Genomic DNA, 22,367 nt, shown 5'->3' on the forward strand with positions numbered 1-22,367 from the left:
GGGCGGGTCAGGAGGGCTGGGGGTGGCCGGCATCGCCTTCTATGACGGTGCGTTCGATCTGGCCGTGGTCGGTTTCCTCGACGATGGTGACATCCACCGTGCCGTCGCCGGTGGTGTCGAACTGGTAGAGGTCTGGCGTGCCGTCGCCTGTGGTGTCGCTCATCCATACGTCGAGCTTTCCGTCACCGTTGGTGTCGGCGCTGAGGATCAGGTGTTCTTCGACGGGGGCTTCAGTCGTCTCGTGAGTCATGGCTGCCGCGTGCCCCTGCCGGAGGTCGGCAAACTACCGTCCGGTGGCCGTACGGGTATAGCGGGAGGCCCAACGAGTATGTGTCGCGCGTAGTTTCGGGCCGAATCATGGGTGCATGTCCGCCGCCGCACGCCACCGGTGGCACGCGTCCTCGGGAGGTCCAGTGATGAGCACCGCTGCAGACGTTCGGCCCGGGGCGCGACGATGACGCCGGCGGGCGCGGGCGTCCGCGTCGCCACGGCGGGCGGTGTCGTGGAGGGGCGCCGGGACGGCGAGGTCGTCGGCTTCCTCGGGATCCCCTTCGGCGCCGCCCCGGTCGGGCCGGGCCGTTTCGCGGCGCCCCGGCCCGCACCCGGGTGGACGGGAGTGCGTGACGCGAGCCGGCCGGGGCCTGCCGCGCCCCAGGCGCCGGGGCGGCTCGACCATGCCATCGGGCCGCTGGGGATGCCGCAGGACGAGGACTGCCTGACGCTGAACGTGTGGACGCCCGCTGCGGACCGCTCCGCCCGCCCGGTGGTGGTCTTCCTCCACGGCGGCGGCTTCACCAGCGGCTCCGGCGGGATGGACCGCTACAACCTCGCCGATTTCGCCGCCGCGGGCGACCTGGTGGCGGTGAGCGCCAACTACCGGCTCGGCGCGCTGGGATACCTCTACCTGGGCGAGGCGGGGGTCGCGAACGCCGGGCTGCTCGACCAGATCGCCGCGCTGCGCTGGGTCCGCGAGCACGCCGCGGCCTTCGGCGGCGACCCGGAGCGGATCACGGTGCTGGGCCAGTCCGCGGGTGCCCAGTCGATCATCGCGCTGATGGCGGCGCCCGCCGCGGCGGGCCTCTTCCAGCGGGCCGTCCTGCAGAGTCCGCCGCTCGGCATGCGCCCGCTGACCACCGATCAGGCCGCCGGGACCGCCGAGCGCTTCGTGCACGTCCTGGAGCAGAGCGGCGGCGGCGCGGACCTGCGCGAACGGCCTGCCCAGGACTTCCTGGACGCCCAGGACGTACTGGCCAGGGCCGGTGGCCGCCTGCTGGACCTGTCGCCGCCGCTGCAACTCGTCGCCGACGGCGAGTGGGTCCAGGAGGACCTGACGGCCGCGGTCGCGGCAGCCCCGCCGGCAGTGGACGTCCTGCTGGGCTGGAACAGGGACGAGGTCGACGCCTTCTACACACCCGACCCGCGCCTGCGCCAGCTGACGCACGAGCAGGTCGCCGGGGCAGCCCGCAAGGTGTACGGCGACGCGGCGGCGGAGGCGGCGATCGCCGCACAACTGGCGAGGCACCCTGAGGCGACCCCGGGGCAGCTCGCCTCCGCCCTGACGACCGAGCACTTCCTGGCGGGACCCACCGCCCGCCTCGCGGCGCGCCTCGCCGACGCCGGTGGGCGGGTCTTCGTCTACCGCTTCGACTGGCACCCGGAGGGCAACCTGCTGCGCGCCTGCCACTGCCTGGAACTGCCGTTCGTCTTCGGCAATACCGCGGCCTGGAAGATCGCCCCCATGATGGAGGGTGCCCGGCCCGGCCAGGTCGCCGAGTTGGTCCGCGTGGTCCGGGGGGCGTGGATCGCGTTCGCCCACACCGGCAGCCCCCAGCACGCCGGGCTCCCCGACTGGCCCGCCCACCGTCCCGGGCAGCCGGCCCTGCTCCACCTCGCCGAGCAGCCCCGGCTGTCGCAGGGCCGCGACTCCTGAAGCCTTCCGCCCCGATTCCCGAGGTCCCTGCGCCCCCGGCCCCTGGGCCTGCGCGCCCCGGTTCCCGAGCCTCCGCGAAGGCACCCCCGACGCGCTACTTCCGGGTGCGGATCAGCAGGTAGAGGAAGTACGGGGCGCCGATGACGGCCGTCATCAGGCCCGCGCCGAGCTGGGCGGGGGCGATCACGGTACGGCCGAGCAGGTCCGCGGCGCAGACGAGCGCGGCTCCGAGCAGTATCGCGACGGGGATGACCCGTACGTGCCGGCGTCCGGCGAGTGCGCGGGCCGCGTGCGGGGCGACGAGTCCCACGAAGCCGATCGTCCCGGCGGCGGCGACGGCGGTGGCGCTGAGTAGGACGCTCGTCGCCAGCAGGCCCAGGCGCGCGCGGGACAGCCGCATCCCGAGCAGCCTCGGGGTGTCCTCGTCCAGGCTGACGAGGTCGAGTTCGCCGCGCCGGGCGACCGCCACGGCGGTGCCCACCGCGAGCACGGCCGCGACGGGCAGCAGGTCGGGCATCGTCCGCCCGTAGGTCGAGCCCGACAGCCAGGTGAGGGCCTTCGTCGCGTTGAACGGGTCGGTGAGGACGATGAGCAGGCTGATGAGCGCCGTTGTCCCGGCGGACGCGCCGATACCGACCAGGACGAGCCGGTTGTGCTGGAACCCGCCGCGCGCGGCGAGCCCGAAGACGATCGCGGCGGTGGCCGAGGCGCCCGCGAAGGCGGCGCCCGCGATGCTCCAGGATCCGGCGGCGGGGACGGTGGTGACGAGCAGCACCGCGCCGAGGCCGGCCCCGCCGGACACGCCCAGGACGCCGGGTTCCGCGAGCGCGTTGCGGGTGACTGCCTGCACGAGCGTGCCGGCCAGCGCGAGCGCGGCGCCCGCGAGGAGCGCGGCGAGCACCCGGGGCACCCGGGTGTCCAGGACGAAGGTGACGACGTGGTCGCCCCGGCCGAGGGCCCAGTTCACCACGTCGCCGAGCAGCAGCTTGGTGTCGCCGAGGAGCACTGCCGCGATCACCACGCCGACGAGTACGACGACGAGCACGGCGAGGGCCGTGAGGTAGGCCGCCCGGCTCGGGATGCGCAGCCGCTCGGGCGCGGGCGACGCGCCGGAGTCGCGGGTGCGCAGCGCCATGGCGACGAGGAACACCGCGCCGGTCAGGCTGGTGACGACTCCGGTGGGCACCGCGACCGCGGACTCGGAACTCACCGACGCCCGCAGCAGGACGTCGGAGCCGAGGACGAGCGCCGCACCGGCGAGGCCGGCGACCGGTACCGCCGTCCGCGCCCGGAGCAGCCCGCGGAACCGTCCCGCCAGCGGGCGGACGAGTGCGGGTGCGCACAGCCCGACGAAGCCGATCGGTCCCGCCAGCGTCACCGCCGCGGCGGACAGCAGCGCCGCGAGGACGACGACCGTGGTCCGGGTGCCCCTGACCGGGACGCCGAGCCCGCGGGCCGCGTCGTCGCCGAGGGCGAGGGCGTCGATCCGGCGGGCGGCGAGCAGGAGTCCCGCGAGGCCCGCGAGGGCGATCGGGCCCATCTGGAGCACGCCGTCGAAGCCGTTCTGGCTGATGCTGCCCTGACTCCACTGGTAGAGCCCGTTCGTCCGCTCGGGGAACAGCAGGAGCAGCGCGTCGGTGACGGAGCCGAGCCCGAGCGCGAGCGCGCTGCCGGCGAGGACGAGCCGTACGGTCCCGGCGCCGAGGCCCGAGAGACCGAGCACGACGGCCGCCGCGGCCAGCGCGCCGGCGAAGGCCACTCCTGAGGAGGCCAGCAGCGGGAACGACAGGCCCGTCGCGCCGAGCACGCCGAGCGCCAGGTAGGAGCCGGCGTTCACCGCGAGGGTGTCGGGCGAGGCCAGCACATTGCGGCTCACCGCTTGCAGGGCGGCGCCCGCGGCGCCCAGCGCGACTCCCACGAGGACGCCGGCGACCATCCTCGGCAGCCGTGAGGCGACGACGACGGAGGCGTCCGCCTGGTCGGCGCGGCCGGTGAGCGCCTTCCACACCTGGCTCGCGCCGACGGCGGCCGTGCCCTGCGTGATGTCGATGACGGCGAGGGCCGCGACGAGGAGCACGAGCGCGGCGGTCACCGCGGCCGCGCCCGCCGTGGCCGTACGGTGGCCGACGGCGGCGGCCGGTGTGGTGGCGGTCATGGCGCTACTTCGTCAGGGCGGCGACGACGGCGTCGGCGTACGCCTCCATGGACGCGGTGCCGCCGAACATCCAGATGCCGTCGGGCAGCCGGTGCACCTGGCCGGCCTTGACGAACGGCAGCGACTTCCAGACGGCGTTCTTGGCGAGGTTGCCGGCGAACGGGTCGCCGTCGACGGCGTTCACGATGTAGGCGAACTGCGCGTCGCCGAGTCCGGTGAGGCCTTCGACGTCGGTGGTGGCCAGGCCGTAGTCCTTGTCGCCCTTGACCGTCCAGGCGTTGGAGAGCCCGAGCCGTTCGTTGACGGCCCCGATGAGCGAGCCGCTGGTGAAGGGGCGTATCGAGACCTGGTTGGACTCGACGTAGCCGTCGCCGAAGGCGTATCTGGCCCCGGCCCTGCCTGCGGCGGCCAGGGCGGCGCGGCCCGCGGTGATCTTCGCGTCGAAGGCCTTCTTGACGGCGGCCGCCTTCGGGGCCGTCCCGGTGGCGGCGGCGATCAGGTCGAGGTTCCCGGTCATCAGGCCGATCTGGTCGGCGGCGTCGGCGGACCGCACTTCGAGGACCGGGGCGACCTTGCGCAGCTGCGTCACCGCCGAGGCGGACAGGTCGGTGGTGGCGATGATCAGGTCGGGGTCGAGGGCCGCGATGGTGTCCATGCTCGGCTCGCCGCGCGTGCCGATGTCCTTGGGGGCGTTCTTCAGCGGGGCCGCGGTGTCCCAGGCCTTGTAGCCCTTCACGTCGGCGACGCCGACGGGGTCGACGCCGAGCGTGACGAGGTCCTCGACGACGTTCCACTCCGTACCGACGACCTTGGTGGCGGGGCCGTCGAGGCTGACCTTCGTACCGGTGGCGTCGGTGAGGGTGATCGGCCCGGGGGTGGTCGTGGCCGACGCGGCGGCGGGGTCGGCGTCCGCGGTGGAGTGGGTCGTTCCGCAGCCGGTCAGGGCGAGCGCCGCAACGGCGGCGGTGGCGGTGGCTGTTGCGGTGACGTGGCGGAGTCTCATGAGGCGGGGTGGAGCCTTTCGTTCCGTGCGTGGTGGCGGCCGACCGCGCGGGTGCGCAGCCGGCCTGTCGAGGGATCCGTGCCGACGTCGATCCGGATGCCGTAGACGCCGGACAGCCGCTCGGGCGTCAGGACGTCCTCGGGCCGTCCTTCGGCGACGATCCGGCCCTCGTGGAGCAGGGCGACCCGGTCGGCGACGGCCGCCGCCTGGTCGAGGTCGTGGAGCACGACGCCGACCGCGATCCCGTGGTCGTCGGCGAGGTCGCGCACGAGGTCGAGGAGTTCGACCTGGTAGCGCAGGTCCAGATACGTCGTCGGTTCGTCGAGGAGGAGCACACCGGTGTCCTGGGCGAGGCAGCTGGCGAGCCACACCCGCTGGAGCTGGCCGCCGGACAGGTGCTCGACGCCGCGTTCGGCGAAGCGCTCGACGCCGGTCAGGCCGAGCGCCCGGTCGACGGCGGCGGTGCCGCCGGGGTCGGGCCGGCCCCAGCGCCCCCGGTGGGGGTAGCGGCCGAATTCCACGACGTCGCGGACGCTCAGTCCGCCCGGGGTGGGCCGTCCCTGCGTCAGAAGCGCGACGTGCTGGGCGAACTGGCGTGCGGTGAGATCGAAGCCGTCCGCGGCGGCGCCGGCGCCGGCGTCGAGGGTGAGCGTGCCGCGGCGGGCCCGCTGGAGGCGGGCGAGGGTGCGCAGCAGCGTCGACTTGCCGCTGCCGTTGGGCCCGACCAGCGCGGTCACCTCCGCGGGCCGCAGCGAGATCGCGGCATCGTGCACGACATCGACGCCGCCGTACGCCACCGTCATCGCGGCGGCGGACAGTTCATGGCCGCGCGGGCGCGACTCGCCGGCAGCAGCACTCTCTCGAACGCTCATAGCGCTTAGGTTAGCCTACCCTTATCGCGCTGATCAGCGGCCCCCCGCCGACGGGGGCAACACGGCCCCGGCCGTGCGGAGGTGGATCGCTTCCGCACGGCCGGGGCCCGCGCGGGTGCTGCCGGTGGGGGCACCCCCGCGCCCCCACCGGCAGGTCGTCATTTCAGGGCATACGCCCGCGGCACCGTCTGCGTGACGGTGTTGCCCGCATCGTCCCTGGCCGTGGCACGCAGCGAGACGTAGGCCGCGGACCGGGGGGCCTTCACCGTCGATGCCCAGGCGGCGGCCCTGCGGTGGTCCAGGCGCAGGGACGTCCAGGTGGCGCCGTCGTCGTAGGAGACCTGGAGGGTCGCCGCGGTGATCGCGCCGGCCCCCGTGACGCCGGGCAGATGGGACGCGGTCAGGGACAGGTCGGCGGTGCGGTGGGCGCGGCCGTCCAGATCGGTGGGCTGGCCGGTCCAGGAGCCGTCGAGGGGTCCCGGGCGATCACGCGGACCGGGGCGCCGGCCTCGATGACGTGCACGAGCACCTGGTGGCCGATACCGGCGACTGGCCGGCCACCTCGGTGAGCGGTGCGGGCTGCGGCCCGCGGACCGCACCCGGATCGCGTACGAACCCGCCGGGCGCACCGCCCACCCGCGCTTCCTGCGGGCGCTGTTCGGCACGGAGCCGGCGCCGGCCGAGCGGCCGGAGAAGGAGTCGACCGGCGCCGACGCCGGCCTCGCGCCGGTCGCCGCCGCACTGACCCCGGCGCGCTGGCCGCTCAGCCGGCGCGGGCCCGCAAGCCCGCACCGGCGGCCGGAATCGCTCCCCCGGCTATGGCTTGATGCCGACGCCCGCCCACAGGCTGACGTCCGCGTCCGAGACCGCGGGCATCTCGGGGCGGGCGGTCTCCTCGGGGCGCCAGTCGTCGGCGATGGCGATACCCGGGTCGATCAGTTCGAGTCCGTCGAAGAAGCGCTCGACCTCCTCCCGGGAGCGGACCTGGAGCGGTGTGCCGCCGTGCCGGTAGACGCCCTCCACCTCCGCCCACACCTCGGGGGCGAAGTCGGGCGTGCAGTGGCTGATCGCCAGCGCGGAGCCCGACGGCAGCGCCGCCATCAGGCGGGAGACGATGCCGTACGGGTCGCGGTCGTCGGGCACGAAGTGCAGCAGCGCGTTGAGGCTGAGCGCGACCGGCCGGGACAGGTCCAACGTGGCCGTGAGCGCGTCGTCGGACAGGATCGAGTCGGGGTCGGTGACATCGGCCTGGACATACGCGGTGCGGCCGGCCGGGGTGCTGCGCAGCAGTGCGCGGGCGTAGTTGAGCACGATCGGGTCGTGGTCGGCGTACACCACGCGCGCGTCGTCCACGATGGACTGCGCCACCTCGTGGAGGTTCGGCGACGTCGGTATGCCGGTGCCTATGTCCAGCCACTGCCTGATGCCGTAGGAGCGGGCAAGGACGCGGGTGGCCCGGTGCATGAAGTCGCGGTTCTCCGAGGCGCAGGTGAAGACGCCGGGGAAGACGGTCGCCACCTCGTGCGCGGCGTCGCGGTCGGGCCGGTAGTTCGTCCGGCCGCCGAGATAGTAGTCGTACATCCGCGCACTGTGCGGTATGTCCGTACGGATGCCCGCCTGCGCCTCGGACACGGAATCCATGTCGTCGACCGCTGTCTCGTCCACCATGCCCACTACCCCGCCACCGCTCTGGCCCGGGGCCGCGCCCCGGTGATCACCGGTTTCTTCGCTGCCATCATAGGCCGGGCGGCGGCCCGCCCTACACCTCCCCCGCGTTCAACACCCGCACTTTCAGGCCATGTTGATCATTTCGAGCGACTTGGCGTGACTCCGGCCGTTACGCGGGGCGGGGACGGGCCGCACAAACGGGCGCGGGCCGGGCGGGAGCGTGCGGGCGGCTCGGGGAAGGTCAGCGGACCCGGGACTCTTCCTCGTCGTCGTCGTTGTCCTCGCCGGGGATGTAGACGTCGCGGACGTTGACGTTGATCTCCACGACCTCGAGACCGGTCATCCGCTCCACCGCGTTCGCGACGTGGGAGCGGATCTGCTTGGCGGCGTCGGCGATCTCGGTGCCGTAGAGGACCACGATGTCCAGGTCGACGGCGGCCTCCTTCTCGCCGACCTCGACCTTCACCCCGCGGGTGAAGTCCGTGGAGCGCGACACCGTGTCGCGTACGGCGCCCATCGCACGGGAGGCGCCGCCGCCCATGGTGTGGACCCCGTCGACCTCGCGGACCGCGACGCCGGCGATGACCGCCACCACGGAGTCGGCGATGGTGGTCCTGCCGCCGACATCGCGGTGGCGGCCCGACACGGACCTGGGCGCGTTCTCGGTGTTCGCCATGGGAATACCCCTTACCTGGGAAGGGCGGGTCGTCGTACCGCCGGACCTCACGGCTGCGGGCGGCACGGTCGTGGGGCCTCGCGCGGCTTTGCCCTGCAAGCGGGCGTCCGGCGCGGACAGGGAGTCCGGCCCTCTCGTTCCACTGTGCGTCCGCTGTGCCGGGCGCGCCACTTCACCGGGGCGCCGTACCGCCCGGGCGGGCGTGTCCTTGACAGCGGGCGGTGAGACTGGTTCGTTGGCCTGGACCCATGACCGAACGATCGGTCGGCGGTGGGATGCGGAGGGTGGACGCCATGGACCGTGATCCGGACACCGCGGAGCTGGCGGCACTCCAGCTGACCCGGCTGCGGCGGACCCTGCGGCACGCGTACGACAATGTGGCGGTCTACCGGCACAAGTTCGACGCGGCCGGTGTCGGGCCCGAGGACTGCCGGAGCCTGGCGGACCTGGCGCACTTCCCCTTCACCACCAAGGAGGACCTGCGCGAGGCGTATCCGTTCGGGATGTTCGCGGTGCCCAGGGAGCGGGTGCGGCGGCTGCACGCCTCCAGCGGCACCACCGGGCGGCCGACGGTCGTCGGCTACACCGAGGCGGACCTGTCGATGTGGGCCGATGTGGTGGCCCGCTCGATCCGGGCGGCCGGCGGGCGGGCCGGCGACACCGTGCACATCGCGTACGGCTACGGCCTCTTCACCGGCGGCCTGGGCGCGCATTACGGCGCCGAGCGGGCGGGCTGCACGGTCGTACCGGCGTCCGGCGGCATGACGGCGCGGCAGGTGCAGATCATCCAGGACTTCCGGCCGGACATCATCATGGTCACCCCGTCGTACATGCTGACGCTGCTGGACGAGTTCGAGCGGCAGGGCGTCGACCCGCGGGGGACGTCGCTGCGGGTGGGGATGTTCGGCGCGGAGCCGTGGACGGAGCGGATGCGGCAGGAGATCGAGGAGCGCTTCGCCATCGACGCGGTCGACATCTACGGCCTGTCGGAGGTGATCGGCCCCGGGGTGGCGCAGGAGTGCGTGCGGACCAAGGACGGGCTGCACATCTGGGAGGACCACTTCTACCCGGAGGTGGTGGATCCGCTGACCGGCGCGGTGCAGCCGCCGGGGGCCGGCGGGGAGCTGGTGTTCACCTCGCTGACCAAGGAGGCGCTGCCGGTGGTCCGCTACCGCACCCGGGATCTGAGCCGGCTGCTGCCGGGCACCGCGCGGCCCGCCTTCCGGCGGATGGCGAAGGTCACCGGGCGCTGCGACGACATGATCATCCTGCGCGGGGTCAATGTCTTCCCCAGCCAGATCGAGGAGATCGTGCTGCGCGCCCCGGGGGTGGCCCCGCACTTCGCTGTCGAGCTGACCCGGGCCGGCCGCCTCGACCGGATGGCGGTACGCGCCGAGGCCAGGCCCGGCGCCGGCCCCGCGGAGCGGGACGCGGCGGCGGGCGCCATCGCCCGGGGCATCAAGGACCGCGTCGGGGTCAGCGCGGAGGTGACGGTGGTGGACCCGGGCACGCTGGAGCGGTCGGCGGGCAAGCTCCAGCGGGTCAGGGACCTGCGGAGGGTGTGAGCGCCCGGCTCACCCGGGGTCGGCCGGTCCCTCACCGGCCGTGGCGTCCGCGCCCGTGCCGCCCGCGAAGCGCACGGTGGGGTGCGGGTGCATCAGGAAGTCGTGGTGGGAGATGTTCCACGCGTAGGCGCCGGCCAGGGCGAAGACGACCCGGTCGCCGGCGCGGATACCGGGGGCCGGCACCGCTCGGGCCAGGACGTCCTTGGGGGTGCACAGCTGGCCGGCGAGGGTGACAGGGCCGGGGCCGCCCTCGGGGCGGGGCCAGGGGTGCGGCCAGTCGGGTACGGGCAGGACGGCGCAGGGCTGGTCGTGGCCGCGGGCCGCGGGGGTGCGCAGATGGTGGGTGCCGCCGCGGACGACGGCGAATTCCTCGCCGTGGCTGCGCTTCACGTCGAGCACCTCGGTGGCGTACCAGCCGCAGTACGCGGTCAGCGCGCGGCCGGGCTCGATGCGCAGCGCCACTCCGGGGTGGGCGCTCGCGACACGGCCCAGGGCCGTGCCGTATCCGGCCCAGTCGAAGCGGGCGGCGGGATCGGCGTAGTCGACGTGCATGCCGCCGCCGACGTTCAGCTCGCGCAGGGCGACGCCGCGCCGCCGCGCCAGCGCGGCCGACCAGTCCGCCACGGCAGCGGCGACGGCGGCCAGTTCCGGCGCGGCCAGGCCGCTGGCGAGGTGCGCGTGCACCCCGGCGAATTCCAGCCCCGGGCACGACCCGTCGGTGAGCATCCGTACGGCCGCGTCGGCTTCGCCCGGGTCGAGCCCGAAGGGTGAGGGGCGTCCTCCCATGGCCAGCGCCCCGCCGGCCAGGAGTCCCGGGGGGACGGCCAGGTTGAAGCGCAGCAGCACCCGGACCGGCCCGGTCCGCGCAGGCCGGCCGGCCGCGAGGTGGGCGAGGACGCGCAGTTCGTGCGCGCTCTCGACGTGGAGGCGCCGCACCCCGCGGTCCAGGGCGCCGGCGATCTCGGCGGGGGTCTTGCCGGGGCCGCCGAAGGCCAGCGGGTGTCCCGGCACCGCCTCGGCCACATGGGCGAGTTCGCCGCCCGAGGCGACCTCGAAGCCGTCGGTGTGCGGGGCGAGGGCGGCCAGGATCCGCGGCTCGGGGTTGGCCTTGGCCGCGTAGTACAGCTCCACCCGGGGCGGCAGGGCGGCGCGGACGGCCGCCGCGTGGGTGGCCAGCGCGGTGAGGTCGTAGATGTAGGCGGGCAGTTCGGCGGCCGGCAGGGACAGGGCGGCGTCGCGCACACGCGGCCCGGGGGCGGTCACCATGCGGCGCCGCCTCGCCGGTCCCGGCCGCCCGGGCAGGGCACCGGCGGGCCCGCGGCCGGCTCCTTCGCCGTCCGCGCGGGCCGGTCGCCCGGAGCCGGCCGGGGGGCCAGCGGTGACGGCAGCCGGACGTACGCCGCCTGCCGGTCCGCCGCGCGCTCCCAGCGGGTGAGCAGGTTGGCCTTGGCCGGCAGCGGCTCGCCCGCGAGCAGCGCGTCGAGCCGGGGCTGGCGGCCGTGCCGGACGCCGTAGTCGGCCAGGACGCGGCGCACCGCGGCCCACAGCGCCCGCTCGGTGCCCGGGGACAGGTCGGCGAGCGCGGCCAGCATCTCGCCGATGTTGTTGACGAACAGGCAGTAGGCGAGCCGCGTCCAGCCCTGGTCGGCGTCATAGGTGAGCGGGTCCGCGATGTGCTCGGGCAGTCCGGCCAGCGCGGCCCGGTGGCGCTCCGGCAGCAGCTTGGTGCCCTCCAGGTCGCGGAAGAGGACCTGGAGCGGCAGCCCGTCCTCGCCGACGCACACCAGGACGTTCTGCAGATGGGGTTCGAGCACCACCCCGTGGTCGAAGTACGCGGCCAGCACGGGCGGCACGAGCAGCCCGAGATAGGACCGCCACCAGCGCAGCACCGCGTCGGGTCCGGCTCCGCCGGGCAGCAGGCGGGAGATGTGCGCGGGTCCTGTGGGGTACTCGTCGGCGACGGCGGCGGCCAGCAGCGCGGTGGCGTCCGGCCGCGTGCGGCGCCCCAGGCCCTCCCGGACGATCACCCCGAAGCCCTCCAGCAGGTCCACATCGGCTTCACCGCCGGGGCCGGGCAGCGCCAGGCTGCGGTACGCCGGCTCCCGCAGGACCGCGCTGCCGGGGAAGCGCGCGGCGAGGTCGGCGGCCATCGGGGCGAGCAGCCGGGTCAGGGCGACCGCGCCGGACAGCTCGTAGAAGGCGTTCTTGCGCAGGCAGTTGGTGATCCGCACGTTCAGGCTGAACTTCAGGAAGTGCTCGCCGTCGTAGAGGCTGCGCACCGAAGCGGTGGCCGCGAAGTGGGTGCCGCTGGCGCCGAGGTCGCGTACGTCGCCGCTGCGCAGGGCTGCCACCAGCGCCGGGCTCCGCCGCAGCAGGTCGTACTGCCAGGGGTGCACGGGCAGCAGCCGGTAGCCGGCGGGCGCCCGGCCCAGCCTGTCCAGGGGCGCGGTCGCCCCGGGTTCCGCGTGCTCCTCGACGACCAGCGCGTCACGGACCGCCAGCAGGCGCACCGGGAAGACAGCGGCGGCCTCCGGCGCGTACGTCCGCCAGGCCGCACGGCCGGTGTCGCGGGCCTTGGGGGCGGGGTGGAAGCGGTGGCCGAAGACCAGGGACCGTTCCGAGGCCAGGTAGAAGGCGCGCGGGTCGGCGCCGCGGCGGGGCCGTGGCAGGGCGAGCGCGGCGGTGACGCCCTGGTGGCTGGCGGCGACCTGGGCGACGAATTCGTCGTTGGCCAGACCGGTGCGCGCGGCCAGTTCCGCGCGGATGTGCTCGGCGACCTGGCGCCAGCCGATCGGCGACCACCCGCCGGCCGCGTCCTGCGAGACAGGGCCGGTGAAGCGGTGCGCGCCCAGCAGCGAGGTGCGCCGGATCGCGACCCGGAGCCGTGTCCCGTTGTGCGGCAGCCGCAGGACGAGGTGGCCGCGGGTCACCACGGCCGACTGCTCGGGGCCGGCGACCTCGCGCAGCAGGCAGTTGAGGAGGGTGTGGGCCACCGCGTCGTCGGGTGAGGGCAGATCGCGGGCGGCGGTGGCGGAGGGGGCGGACGGGACGCAGGACCAGGTCATCAGTGCTCGCGCAGAAGGTAGTTGGGGCCGGTCGTGTAGTGCTTGTTGATGTCGGAGGCGCCCGAGCGGCGCTTGGTCAGCAGGGTGCCCGCGGTCACCATCGCCTTGACCGGCAGCCGGTCGGCTTCGAGCACCGCGGCGCGCAGCGCCGCTCCGGGTCCGCCGGGAGAGTCGCCGAGCCGCGCCACCGCCTGGGCGAGGCGGTCGCGGACCAGCCCCAGCAGCCGGGGCAGCGGAGCGCGGCCGGGACCGGACAGCGCTACGGCCAGCGACCCCGCGCACAGGTGGACGGTGATGGTGGTGAAGAGCGCCAGCAGCGGGCCGTCGCCGTCCACGACGATCCGCGGGTCGTCGAAGCCGGCGGGTCCCGGGGCGCCGGGACCCAGGGCGGCGGCGAGCCGGTGCCGGTTGATCCGCAGCCCGTCGTCGTCCTTGAACAGCAGGCGGACCCGGGGGCTGCCGGCACTGCCGTCCAGTACCAGCGAGACGTTCTGCTGGTGGGATTCCAGGGCGATGCCGTAGCCGAACAGGGTGGCCTGCCAGTCGAGGAGCAGGGTGAGGGCCGCGTCCAGCAGCGCCACCGGATCACCGCCCGTCCAGCGGTCGGCGAGGTGGTCGGCCACGAGCCGCCCGTCGGGCGCGGCGGCGGGCAGCGCCGCCAGCGGCAGTACGGTGCAGTCGTCCAGCCCGGCGGGCTGCCGCCGTACGAGCACGGCGATCAGCTCATGGCCGGTGTGCGCCCAGCGGGTCTCGTCGCTGTGCAGGACGAGCCCCTGGAAGCGCGGCTCGCGGTCCGTCACCGCGGCCAGCAGCCGCTGGGCGGCGGCCCCGTCCACGAGCGTGCCGGGTTTGATGGTGCGCCGGTTGAGCAGGCCCAGCGTGGAGGTGGCCAGCGGCAGCTTCAGGTGGACGCCGGGGTGCGCGGGCAGCGCCACCGTCCGGGTGGACAGGGTGGGCTCCGCCGTCAGGAAGGGGCGGGCGGCGAGCACCGCGTCCTCGGCCAGGCCGGCGGTGCGCAGGGCCTGTTGCAGCGGGCCGGCGGCGGTCAGCGGGTGCACGGGCAGGGCGACATGGCTGCCGTCGAGCCCGGTGAGCCCGAGGTCGGAGGGCGCGGGCCAGAAGGCGGTGAGCGGTTCGCCGGCGGGTTCGCCGGCCGATCCGAGCGCCGGTACGCCCGCCGTGCCACGCTCCGGTACGCCCTCTGCTACGCCCGCAGCCGGGGCGCTCAGCGTGAGCGAGGTGCGCGGCACGGCGAGCCAGCGCAGGGGGAAGCGGGGCGCGAACTCGGGTGCGAACCGCAGGAGTTGGCCGGCGCTCCAGGCGGTACGGGCGGCGGACGTGGGATAGAGCGGGTGTCCGCGGCGGGCGGCGAGGGTGTCGAACGCCAGGGACGCGGCCTGGCCCCGCCAGGCGGCCGGATCGGGGCCGTGGCGGGCGGTCAGCCTGGCCATCGCCTCCACACGGGTGGCGTCCTGGAGCCGCAGCGAGCGCAGCGCGTCGTCGTACTCGGCCGCGAACGCCTCGAAGCCGGCCGCGTCCTCGGGCGCGGCGAACCGGGCCAGGGCGGCGAGGACGTCCTCGCCGCTCGTCAGCTCCCGGCCGCCGCGGCCGGCGGGCACGGTCCCGTCGGCCGCGGCGAGTGGCGCCGGTTCGGCGCGCAGCAGCGGCAGCCGGGCCGCGTACTCGCTCTGGAAGCCGTCCTCGCCGACCGGCAGCAGCAGGGCCTCCTCCCCCGGGCCGCCGAGCCGCAGCCAGCGGCCGTCCGGGCGGTCCTCGGCGGTGGTACGGGTGCGCAGCCCGCAGACGTCCTCGCGGAGCAGTGTGCTCAGCACCCGCAGCAGCAGTTCGCCCTCCACGGTGTCGGCCGCGCCGGGCGGCTGGGCGGCCCGGTCCCGCGGGCCGGCCGGCGTCACGCGGTGATCTCCCACTTCCGGGAGGCCACGAAGGCGTCCACGGCGTGGTCCACGGTCTCCTGGTCGGCGCCGATGCCCCGCACCACGCCCAGCAGATCGCGGTTGGTGTGGTGCAGCGGCCGGCGGCTGCCGACGGCCCGCAGCGGCCGGTAGGCCAGCCGTACCCCGCCGAGGTCCAGGTCCTCGGGGTCGGGAGCGGCGGTCAGCGTGCCGCCTTCGCGGGCGTACGGGTAGGCGAGGCATGCCGCCCGTCCGGACGGCGCGGGCCACGGGTCGGGCGGCAGCGGCTCGCCCAGATGGACGCGCAGGATCAGCTCGAACAGCGGCACCCCGAGCAGGTCGGCCAGCAGCAGGTCGCACTGGTCGCCGATGGCCCGGTAGTTCACCTCGACGAGCCGGGCCCGGCCGCGGTCCACGACGAATTCGGTGTGGCAGGCGCCGAAACCCACCCCGAGGGCGTCGAGCTGTGCCAGCACCTGGTCCACGACGGGCCCGGACCGGTCGGGGTCCCAGGTCAGCCGCTCCTCGATGAAGTACGGGGGCGGGGACAGCCGGGTGCGGAAGCCGCCCAGCACCCGGCGGGCGGCGCCGTCCCCGAGCGTCTCCAGGGTGCGCAGCCCGCCGGGCAGGAATTCCTCGACGACCAGGGCGGCGTCCGGGCGGCGGGACCTGATCTGCGCGCAGCGGGCCACCAGCTCCGCCCGGTCCCCGACCAGGACGACGTCCTCGCTGGCCACTCCCTCCCGAGGTTTGACCACGCAGGGGTAGCCGATGTCCTGCCCGTCCAGGGCGCTGCCGGGATCGTGTCCCGCGGGCACTTCGGCGGCGCGTACCGCGGTATCGGCGGGCAGGCCGGACGCGGCGAGGCGCCGGCGCATCTCGGCCTTGTCCTTCGTCCGCAGCGCCGCCCGCCAGTCCTTGGCCGGCCGGCCGAAGTACCCGGCGGCCAGTGCCGTCTGGACCTGGAGATGGTCGCTGTTGCTGAAGACCGCGTCGGGCCGCCGGTGGGCCGAGATCCGGGCCACCACCGCCCGGAAGTCGTGGACCTGGCACTCCAGCACCTCGACGCCCTCGTACGCGTCCGGCGCGGCGGCGCGGTGTGCCGCGGGCTGGTCGGTGAGCACGGTGACGGTCAGGCCGAGGCGACGCGCGGCGGGCAGGAACCCCTCGGTGACCGAGTCGGTCGGGTTCACGGCCAGCAGGTACATCTGCACAGGAGATCAGCTTCCGCGCGGAGGAGACGGACCGGCCCGGTCCGTCAGGGGCGGGCGGCCCACAGCCCGACGAGCCTAGGTTAGGCATGCCTAATGTTGTCAATTCACCTCTCGGCGAGTTGAGTTGCCGGCGCGTCAAGATCGTGATTAGGCTAGCCTTACTTTATTTTCAGAATGCTGCGGGGAGCGTCCGTGAGTCTGGTCCTGGCCTACCGGCGGCTGGCCGCGCTCTGCCCCGTGCTCGGCCTCACCGTCGCCGCGCCGGGCGGCGCGGCAGGGCAGGACTGGGTCGACGGCGCCCGGCTGGCGTACGACGCCTCGGCCCGGCAGTCGTGGCTGGCGGCCGAAGCCGACCGGATCCGGGCCGCCTACGGGGTGGCGGCGCGCGGCGACGTGGTGGCCTCGCGCGCCCTGCACGGCTACCTGTGGTCGGCCGGGCTGCTGATGAGCGGGCCATGGTATCTGGAGCGGCGCGTGCCGCGGCTGCGTCCGGCCGACGTCCGGCTCGGGCCGGACGGGACGCTGCGGGTCGCGCCCGGCGCCTTCGCCTGCCTGCCCGGCGACCGGGCGGCAGGCAGCGCGGAGGCCGTCGTGCTGGACTGCGAGGAGGACCTGCGGGCCGAGCTGCGCCAGGCGGTCGCCGACCACGTGCGTCCGCTGCTCACCGCCCTGCGGCCGCACCTGCGGCGCGGCACCCGCGCCCTGTGGGGAATGGTGGGCGACGACCTGGTGTCGGGGCTGTGGCACCTGGGCCGCGCCCTGGGCGAGGAGGAACGCGGCGCCGACCTCGCGGCCCGGCTGCTTCCCGGGCCGCTTTCGCCCTTCCCCGGCGGCGCGGGCTTCCGCCGGCTGCCCGACGACCACCCGGGTCCCGAGCGGCTGACCCGTACCCGGATCGGCTGCTGCATGCACTACACCGTGTGCCCGGCGGAGACCTGCTCCACCTGCCCGCGGCTGCGAACCGCCCGCCCGGCGGCGGTCGCGGCACCGGCCGGCGGCTGACCCCGGCCTGCGGGGGCTACGCCCAGAGTGCCTGGGCGAACGCCGTCCCCGTGAAGACCGCGCCGAGCCCCGCTGCCACGCTCCCCACCACATTGGCGACCGCGTAGAAGCGGGCACCGCTCTCGGCCAGCCGCAGGGTCTCGTACGAGAAAGTGGAGTAGGTGGTGAGCGCTCCGCACAAGCCCGTTCCCACCAGCAGCTGGACCTGCGAGGAGGCGGCGCCGGCCGTCACCGCGCCGGTGGCCAGGCCCAGGATGAAGCAGCCGGCGACGTTGACGGTGAAGGTCCCCCACGGGAAGACGGTGTCGTGCCCGGCCTGGACCCTGCGGTCGGTGAGGTAGCGCAGGGGGGCGCCGACCACGGCGCCGGCGATGACGAGGATCCAGTTCACCGGTCCGCCCTCCCGGTCCCGCCGCGAACGCCGGACCGCCTCCACCGGACGAGCCGCCGGGTCAGCGCGGCTGCAATCCAGACCGCGGCCAGGGCGGCGAGCAGGGTCAGCGACAGGTACGCCAGGCCGGTCCGCGCCTGTCCCCGGTCCACCAGGCGCTGCACGTCCACGGCGTAGGTGGAGAAGGTGGTGAATCCGCCGAGGACCCCGGTGCCGAAGAACGGCCGCACCAGGCGGTGCGCCGCCCAGACGTCGGTGATGACGACCATGAAGACGCCGATGACGGCGCAGCCGGCCGCGTTGATCACCAGCGTCGTCCAGGGGAAGGCGCCGGGCGCGGTCGCCCACAGCAGCCCGGCTCCGTAGCGGGCGCTCGCGCCGATGGCTCCGCCCAGCGCCACCACGGCGATCACCGGTGCCTGGCCCGCGCGCAGTTCGGCGCCCTGAGCGGGTATGCGCAGGTCGACGTCGGGGTCGACCGGTTCGTCGTCCACCTCGGGGGAACGGGCCTCTGCCATGTACGTCTCCTACTCGCCGGAGACGGGCACACCTGTGCCCGCCGCAAGTAGGGACCGTTGACGGCGCTCGCGCCGTGGTTCGGGTACGGCGGGCCCCACCGCCGTGCGACTGCCCCGCAAGGGGGCTGCCGCCGGTCCAGCATACCGGTGGATCCGCGGCGCCCCCAGGTGCCCCTCCGCGGTGCGGGTCAGTCGATGTCGACCTGGCCGCCGGATTTGCGGCGGCCGTGCACCTCGACCGCGCCGGTCGGCGAACCGGTGGGGCTGCCGTCGGGGCCGAGGTTCTTGCGGACCGAGTCCAGGATGGTCAGGCCCTGGCTGACCAGGCCCGCGGCGATCTCGCTGAGGCCGTCCGCACCGTTGAGGACGTTGACGTTCGCGCCGGACAGGCCGGCCGCGGCCTCCTTCACGATCTGCGGGAGCTGGTCGATGATCATCCGGTCGAGGGCGACGCGGTCGTGCGAGGCGGCCGCCGCGGCCTGGATCCGCATCCGCTCGGCGTCGGCGACGGCCAGCACCCGGATCCGCTCGGCCTCCGCCTCGGCGGGCTTGACGATCTCGGCGACCAGCTGCTGCTGGCGCAGCTCGGCGGCCCGCAGCGCCAGTTCGGTCTGAGCGGCGAGCACCTCCTGCTGGGCGTGCGCCTGCGCGAGCGGCCCGGCCTGTGCGGCCTGGGCCTGGGCGCGGTCCACCTGGGCCGAATACTCGGCCTGGACGACGGCGGTCTGCCGGGCGTACTCGGCCTGGTTGCGGGCGGCGACCTGCTGCGCCTCCACCGACGCCTGGGTGGCCTGCGCCTGGGCGATCTGCGCCTGCCGCTGGATGGCGGCCTTGTGCGGGGCCGACATCGCGTCGATGTAGCCGGTGTCGCCGTCGTCGATGGACTGGATCTGGAGCGAGTCGACGCTCAGGCCGATCTTGGCCATCTCCGTCTTGGAGGTCTCCAGCACCTCGGTGGCGAGCTTCTGCCGTTCGGTGACGATCTCCTCGACGGTCATCGAGCCGATGATGGACCGCAGGTGGCCGGCGAAGATCCGGCCGGTGAGGATCGACATCTGGTCCTGGTCGGACAGGAAGCGCTGGCCGGCGTTGACGATGCTCTCGTGGTCGTTGCCGACCTTGAAGGCGATGACGGCCTTCACCGTCAGCGCGATGCCCTGCCGGGTCACGCAGGTCTCCGCGACCTCCGACTCGCACATCGCCAGCGTCAGGAAGCGGGTCTTGCGGAAGATCGGCAGCACGAACTTGCCGTGTCCGGTGACCACCCGGAAGGGCGCACCGCCCAGTCCACGGCGACCGCCCGAGATCAGCATCGCCTCATCGGGTGCGGGTACGCGATAACCGAACATTGTTGCTTCTCCTTCGTCTGCGCGGCTCAGCCGGCCGGGGCGTCCAGCGGGTCGGCCCACTCGATCACGTCCACCTGGCGCGTGCCGCGGGAATCCACCACCAGCACGGTGGTGCCCTTCGGCAGCGGATCGTCGGACCAGGCCAGAAAGGCCTCGGTGCCGCCCCTGATCCGTACCAGGACCTCGCCGGGCCCTTCGGCGCCGCGGGTGCGGACCAGCAGCTCGCCGGTGCAGCCGATCACAGCATCGTCCCGCGCCACCACCGGCCGCCCCCCTCGTCGTCGTCCCGTGTCCGGCTGTCACCATCCTCCCACCGGGAAGCCCCCCGCGGACCCACAGCGGCGGCTTCCCGGTGGAACGAACCGTGTCCACCTGCCGGTTCGACGCGCCTGCGGCGGTCGGCACGTGTCAGGGTGTCGGTCATACCTGAACTGCGGGAGGCTGGATGTTCCGGGGCTTCACCACGCCCTTGACGGGTCGGACCGAACGGGACCGCTCGGGGGTCTCGTCGCCATGGGCGTACATCCGTACCGAGACCGGCAGCGCGGCGGTGCTGCTGGCCGCAACGCTGGCGGCGCTGGCGTGGGTGAACATCGCACCGGACGACTACGCGACGGTCTGGGAGACCCGGCTGTCGGTACGGCTCGGCTCGCACGGCATCGACATGGACCTGCGGGACTGGGTGAACAGCGGGCTGATGACGCTGTTCTTCCTGGTCGTGGGGCTTGAGGCACGGCGTGAGTTCGACATGGGGGAACTGCGCGACCGGCGGCGGATCCCGCTGCCGCTGCTGGCCGGGATCAGCGGCATGGCGGTGCCGATCGTCATCTATCTGGCGATCAACTCGGGCCGTCCCTCCGCGCACGGCTGGGGCACCGCGATGTCCACCGACACCGCGTTCGCGCTGGGCATGCTGGCGCTGCTCGGGTCGCGTTTCCCGCGCCGGCTGCACACCTTCATCCTCACCGTGGCGGTGGTCGACGACTTCCTGGCGCTCGCGGTGATCGCCGTCGCCTACAGCGAACACCTGTCGTGGACACCGCTGCTGGTCGGCGTGGGCGTGCTGGTGCTGGCGGTGCTGGTACGCAGGACCGGTTCGCGGCGCGGGCCGGTCTACGCGCTGCTGGGGGTGGTGGCCTGGGTGGCGTTCCTGCATTCGGGGGTGGACCCGGTGGTGGTGGGCCTGCTCATGGGCCTGATGTCGTACGCCTACCCGGCCTCGCGGGACGCGCTGGAGCGGGCCAGCGGGCTGTTCCGGTCCTTCCGCGAGCAGCCGACGCCGGAGCTGGAACGGGAGGCGCGGCAGGGCATCGCCTCCGCGCTGTCGCCCAACGACCGGCTCCAGCGGCTGTACCACCCGTGGACCAGCTATGCGATCGTGCCGCTGTTCGCGCTGGCCAACGCCGGTATCGAGATCAACGGCTCGCTGCTGTCGAGCGCCTTCACCTCGCCGATCACGCTGGGCATCCTGTTCGGCTACGGCCTCGGCAAGCCGATCGGCATCTTCGGCGCCTCGGTGCTCGCGACGAAGCTGAGCGGCGGCCGGATGCGGCCGCCGGTGGGCTGGGGCGCGGTGGCCGGCGGCGGCACCATCGCCGGTATCGGCTTCACGGTGTCGCTGCTGATCGCGACGCTGGCCTTCGACGGGCAGCAGCTGGACCAGGCGAAGATCGGGGTGCTCAGCGCGGTGGTCTTCGCGATGCTGGCCACCTCGCTGGTGGCGCTGATCACCTCCAGGATGCCCAAGGAGCGCAAGGCGCGGGCGCTGCTGGGCACGGCGGAGGCGGTCGTCGACCTCGCGGAGCCGGTGGACCCCGAGCGCGACCACGTACGCGGGCCGCTGGACGCGCCGGTGACGGTGGTGGAGTACGGCGACTTCGAGTGCCCGTACTGCGGTCAGGCGGAGGAGGTCGTACGCGAACTGCTCGCCGACTTCGGCGACATCCGCTACGTGTGGCGGCACCTGCCGCTGCCCGATGTGCACCCGCACGCGCAGCTCGCCGCGGAGGCGTCCGAGGCCGCCGCGATACAGGGGGCGTTCTGGCAGATGCGGGACCTGCTCATCACCCGGCAGGACGCCTTGCAGGTCAAGGACCTGCTGTCGCACGCGCGGGAGCTGGAACTCGACGTCGGCGCCTTCCACGAGGCGTTGCGCGCCCGCAGGGGCGCGGCCCGGGTGGAGGTGGACGTGGAATCGGCGGATCTGAGCGGGGTGTCGGGCACACCGACCTTCTTCATCAACGGCCGGCGGCACCACGGGGCGTACGACATCGAGAGCCTGTCGGCCGCGGTGATCGCCGCCCGGGACCGCGCCGTACTGATCGACGGCGCGGGGCCGGGCGGTGCGGGCTGAGCGGTGGGCGGGGGAATGGGCCGAGCGCGGTCAGCGCGGGACGGAGCGCACCACGAGGGGCACGTCCGGGGACTGGTGGCCGCCGCTGGCGACCATACGGACCTCGCCGTCCGCGCTGATCTCCGCGCGGACGATACCGGTGTCGTCCTGGTAGATGGGGTAGCCGCCGGCGCCGGACCGGTCGGTACGGTGCACCAGTACCGCGTCGTCCTCGACAGCGGCGGCGTGGAACACCAGCTCGTACGTTTCCGGATATTCCATGGGCTGCCTCCCGGCCTGGGCTGCAGGTCCCCTCCATCATCGCCCACGCACGGCGGGAGCGCCTGTCAGCGGAGCAGGCCCGCCGTGTACGCGGCGGCCACCGCTGCGGCGCGGTCGCGTACCCCCAGCTTGGGCTCGACCTCGATGACCGTCATTGCCGTGGCCTTCCCCGGTGACCTTGCGGCGGCTTTCCGCCGCCGTGGACCGAGAATCCCGCGCGGGCGGCGGGCGGCGGATCGACCAGCGGGGTGCGGTGCGCGGCGGGCCGGTTGATGCCCGGGTCAACCGATCGGTTGACCGGGCAGCTGGCGCGGGGGGACCGGGCCGTCAGCAGGTCCGCAGCCAGTGCGCCGCGGCGGCGGGGGTGGTGACGGTCTGCGTGTCGCCGCCGACCGCGACCCCCACGACCCGGTGCTGCATCCGGTGCAGGCC

At 74.4% G+C, this 22,367-nt stretch carries 20 protein-coding genes; 4 read left to right on the top strand and 16 right to left on the bottom strand.

Annotation, left to right across the window (positions count from 1 at the left end):
- Positions 1 to 7 precede the first annotated feature (7 nt).
- The gene (locus V7E46_RS21285) at positions 8 to 250 is read right to left on the bottom strand and encodes a hypothetical protein (protein WP_329181921.1); all 243 of its coding nucleotides are present in this window, start codon (positions 248 to 250) and stop codon (positions 8 to 10) included.
- A gap of 204 nt (positions 251 to 454) precedes the next feature.
- On the opposite strand from V7E46_RS21285, the gene V7E46_RS21290 reads away from it, so the two are divergent.
- A complete protein-coding gene (locus tag V7E46_RS21290; protein ID WP_333769899.1) occupies positions 455 to 1,930 on the top strand; it encodes a carboxylesterase/lipase family protein in 1,476 nt (491 codons plus the stop codon).
- Positions 1,931 to 2,024: 94 nt separating this feature from the next.
- On the opposite strand, the gene V7E46_RS21295 is transcribed toward V7E46_RS21290, so the two are convergent.
- From V7E46_RS21295 to V7E46_RS21320, 6 genes are all read right to left on the bottom strand, one after another.
- Positions 2,025 to 4,085, bottom strand: a complete 2,061-nt coding sequence (locus tag V7E46_RS21295; RefSeq protein ID WP_333769900.1) for an iron ABC transporter permease — start codon at positions 4,083 to 4,085, stop codon at positions 2,025 to 2,027.
- A gap of 4 nt (positions 4,086 to 4,089) precedes the next feature.
- A complete protein-coding gene (locus tag V7E46_RS21300) occupies positions 4,090 to 5,088 on the bottom strand; it encodes an iron-siderophore ABC transporter substrate-binding protein (RefSeq protein ID WP_333769901.1) in 999 nt (332 codons plus the stop codon).
- On the bottom strand, positions 5,085 to 5,960 hold the full coding sequence (locus tag V7E46_RS21305) for an ABC transporter ATP-binding protein (RefSeq protein ID WP_333769902.1): 876 nt from the start codon (positions 5,958 to 5,960) through the stop codon (positions 5,085 to 5,087). The genes V7E46_RS21300 and V7E46_RS21305 overlap by 4 nt, the downstream gene beginning before the upstream one ends.
- Before the next feature lie 158 nt (positions 5,961 to 6,118).
- Positions 6,119 to 6,625: a hypothetical protein gene (locus V7E46_RS21310; protein ID WP_333769903.1), complete on the bottom strand. Its 507-nt coding sequence runs from the start codon at positions 6,623 to 6,625 to the stop codon at positions 6,119 to 6,121.
- 151 nt (positions 6,626 to 6,776) lie between these two features.
- On the bottom strand, positions 6,777 to 7,628 hold the full coding sequence (locus tag V7E46_RS21315) for an SAM-dependent methyltransferase (RefSeq protein ID WP_443054285.1): 852 nt from the start codon (positions 7,626 to 7,628) through the stop codon (positions 6,777 to 6,779).
- 241 nt (positions 7,629 to 7,869) lie between these two features.
- Positions 7,870 to 8,304 (bottom strand): Asp23/Gls24 family envelope stress response protein, encoded by a 435-nt coding sequence (locus V7E46_RS21320; protein ID WP_333769904.1) that lies wholly within the window; start codon positions 8,302 to 8,304, stop codon positions 7,870 to 7,872.
- Between the two features lie 275 nt (positions 8,305 to 8,579).
- On the opposite strand from V7E46_RS21320, the gene paaK reads away from it, so the two are divergent.
- Positions 8,580 to 9,869 carry a phenylacetate--CoA ligase PaaK gene (gene paaK, locus V7E46_RS21325; RefSeq protein ID WP_333769914.1) on the top strand — a complete coding sequence of 430 codons (1,290 nt, stop codon included), beginning with the start codon at positions 8,580 to 8,582 and terminating at the stop codon, positions 9,867 to 9,869.
- A gap of 9 nt (positions 9,870 to 9,878) precedes the next feature.
- Here the strand turns inward: paaK and V7E46_RS21330 are convergent, their stop codons facing one another.
- The 4 genes from V7E46_RS21330 to V7E46_RS21345 are packed head-to-tail and all read right to left on the bottom strand — an operon-like array spanning position 9,879 to position 16,061.
- Complete coding sequence (locus V7E46_RS21330; RefSeq protein WP_333769905.1) at positions 9,879 to 11,135, bottom strand: type III PLP-dependent enzyme; 1,257 nt, start codon at positions 11,133 to 11,135, stop codon at positions 9,879 to 9,881.
- Positions 11,129 to 12,934: an IucA/IucC family protein gene (locus V7E46_RS21335; protein WP_333769906.1), complete on the bottom strand. Its 1,806-nt coding sequence runs from the start codon at positions 12,932 to 12,934 to the stop codon at positions 11,129 to 11,131. The genes V7E46_RS21330 and V7E46_RS21335 overlap by 7 nt, the downstream gene beginning before the upstream one ends.
- On the bottom strand, positions 12,934 to 14,847 hold the full coding sequence (locus V7E46_RS21340; protein ID WP_333769907.1) for an IucA/IucC family protein: 1,914 nt from the start codon (positions 14,845 to 14,847) through the stop codon (positions 12,934 to 12,936). Before V7E46_RS21340 ends, V7E46_RS21335 begins: the two co-directional genes overlap by 1 nt.
- A complete protein-coding gene (locus V7E46_RS21345; RefSeq protein WP_333769908.1) occupies positions 14,844 to 16,061 on the bottom strand; it encodes an ATP-grasp domain-containing protein in 1,218 nt (405 codons plus the stop codon). Before V7E46_RS21345 ends, V7E46_RS21340 begins: the two co-directional genes overlap by 4 nt.
- Positions 16,062 to 16,235: 174 nt before the next feature.
- On the opposite strand from V7E46_RS21345, the gene V7E46_RS21350 reads away from it, so the two are divergent.
- Entirely contained in the window at positions 16,236 to 17,063 is an 828-nt protein-coding gene (locus V7E46_RS21350) for an iron-sulfur protein (RefSeq protein ID WP_443054286.1), read from the top strand.
- A gap of 16 nt (positions 17,064 to 17,079) precedes the next feature.
- On the opposite strand, the gene crcB (V7E46_RS21355) is transcribed toward V7E46_RS21350, so the two are convergent.
- From crcB (V7E46_RS21355) to V7E46_RS21370, 4 genes are all read right to left on the bottom strand, one after another.
- The gene (gene crcB, locus V7E46_RS21355; RefSeq protein WP_333769910.1) at positions 17,080 to 17,454 is read right to left on the bottom strand and encodes a fluoride efflux transporter CrcB; all 375 of its coding nucleotides are present in this window, start codon (positions 17,452 to 17,454) and stop codon (positions 17,080 to 17,082) included.
- Complete coding sequence (crcB, locus tag V7E46_RS21360; protein WP_333769911.1) at positions 17,451 to 17,972, bottom strand: fluoride efflux transporter CrcB; 522 nt, start codon at positions 17,970 to 17,972, stop codon at positions 17,451 to 17,453. Before crcB (V7E46_RS21360) ends, crcB (V7E46_RS21355) begins: the two co-directional genes overlap by 4 nt.
- 188 nt (positions 17,973 to 18,160) lie before the next feature.
- A complete protein-coding gene (locus V7E46_RS21365) occupies positions 18,161 to 19,321 on the bottom strand; it encodes an SPFH domain-containing protein (RefSeq protein ID WP_329181906.1) in 1,161 nt (386 codons plus the stop codon).
- 26 nt (positions 19,322 to 19,347) lie between these two features.
- Positions 19,348 to 19,581 carry a hypothetical protein gene (locus tag V7E46_RS21370; protein ID WP_329182676.1) on the bottom strand — a complete coding sequence of 78 codons (234 nt, stop codon included), beginning with the start codon at positions 19,579 to 19,581 and terminating at the stop codon, positions 19,348 to 19,350.
- A 185-nt stretch (positions 19,582 to 19,766) separates the two neighbouring features.
- On the opposite strand from V7E46_RS21370, the gene nhaA reads away from it, so the two are divergent.
- Entirely contained in the window at positions 19,767 to 21,674 is a 1,908-nt protein-coding gene (gene nhaA / locus V7E46_RS21375; protein WP_443054287.1) for a Na+/H+ antiporter NhaA, read from the top strand.
- A 30-nt stretch (positions 21,675 to 21,704) separates the two neighbouring features.
- Here the strand turns inward: nhaA and V7E46_RS21380 are convergent, their stop codons facing one another.
- Positions 21,705 to 21,935: a DUF6296 family protein gene (locus tag V7E46_RS21380; RefSeq protein ID WP_329181904.1), complete on the bottom strand. Its 231-nt coding sequence runs from the start codon at positions 21,933 to 21,935 to the stop codon at positions 21,705 to 21,707.
- Between the last annotated feature and the right edge of the window lie 432 nt (positions 21,936 to 22,367).

The organism is Streptomyces sp. IBSBF 2435 (assembly GCF_036815005.1).
GTDB lineage: Bacteria > Actinomycetota > Actinomycetes > Streptomycetales > Streptomycetaceae > Actinacidiphila.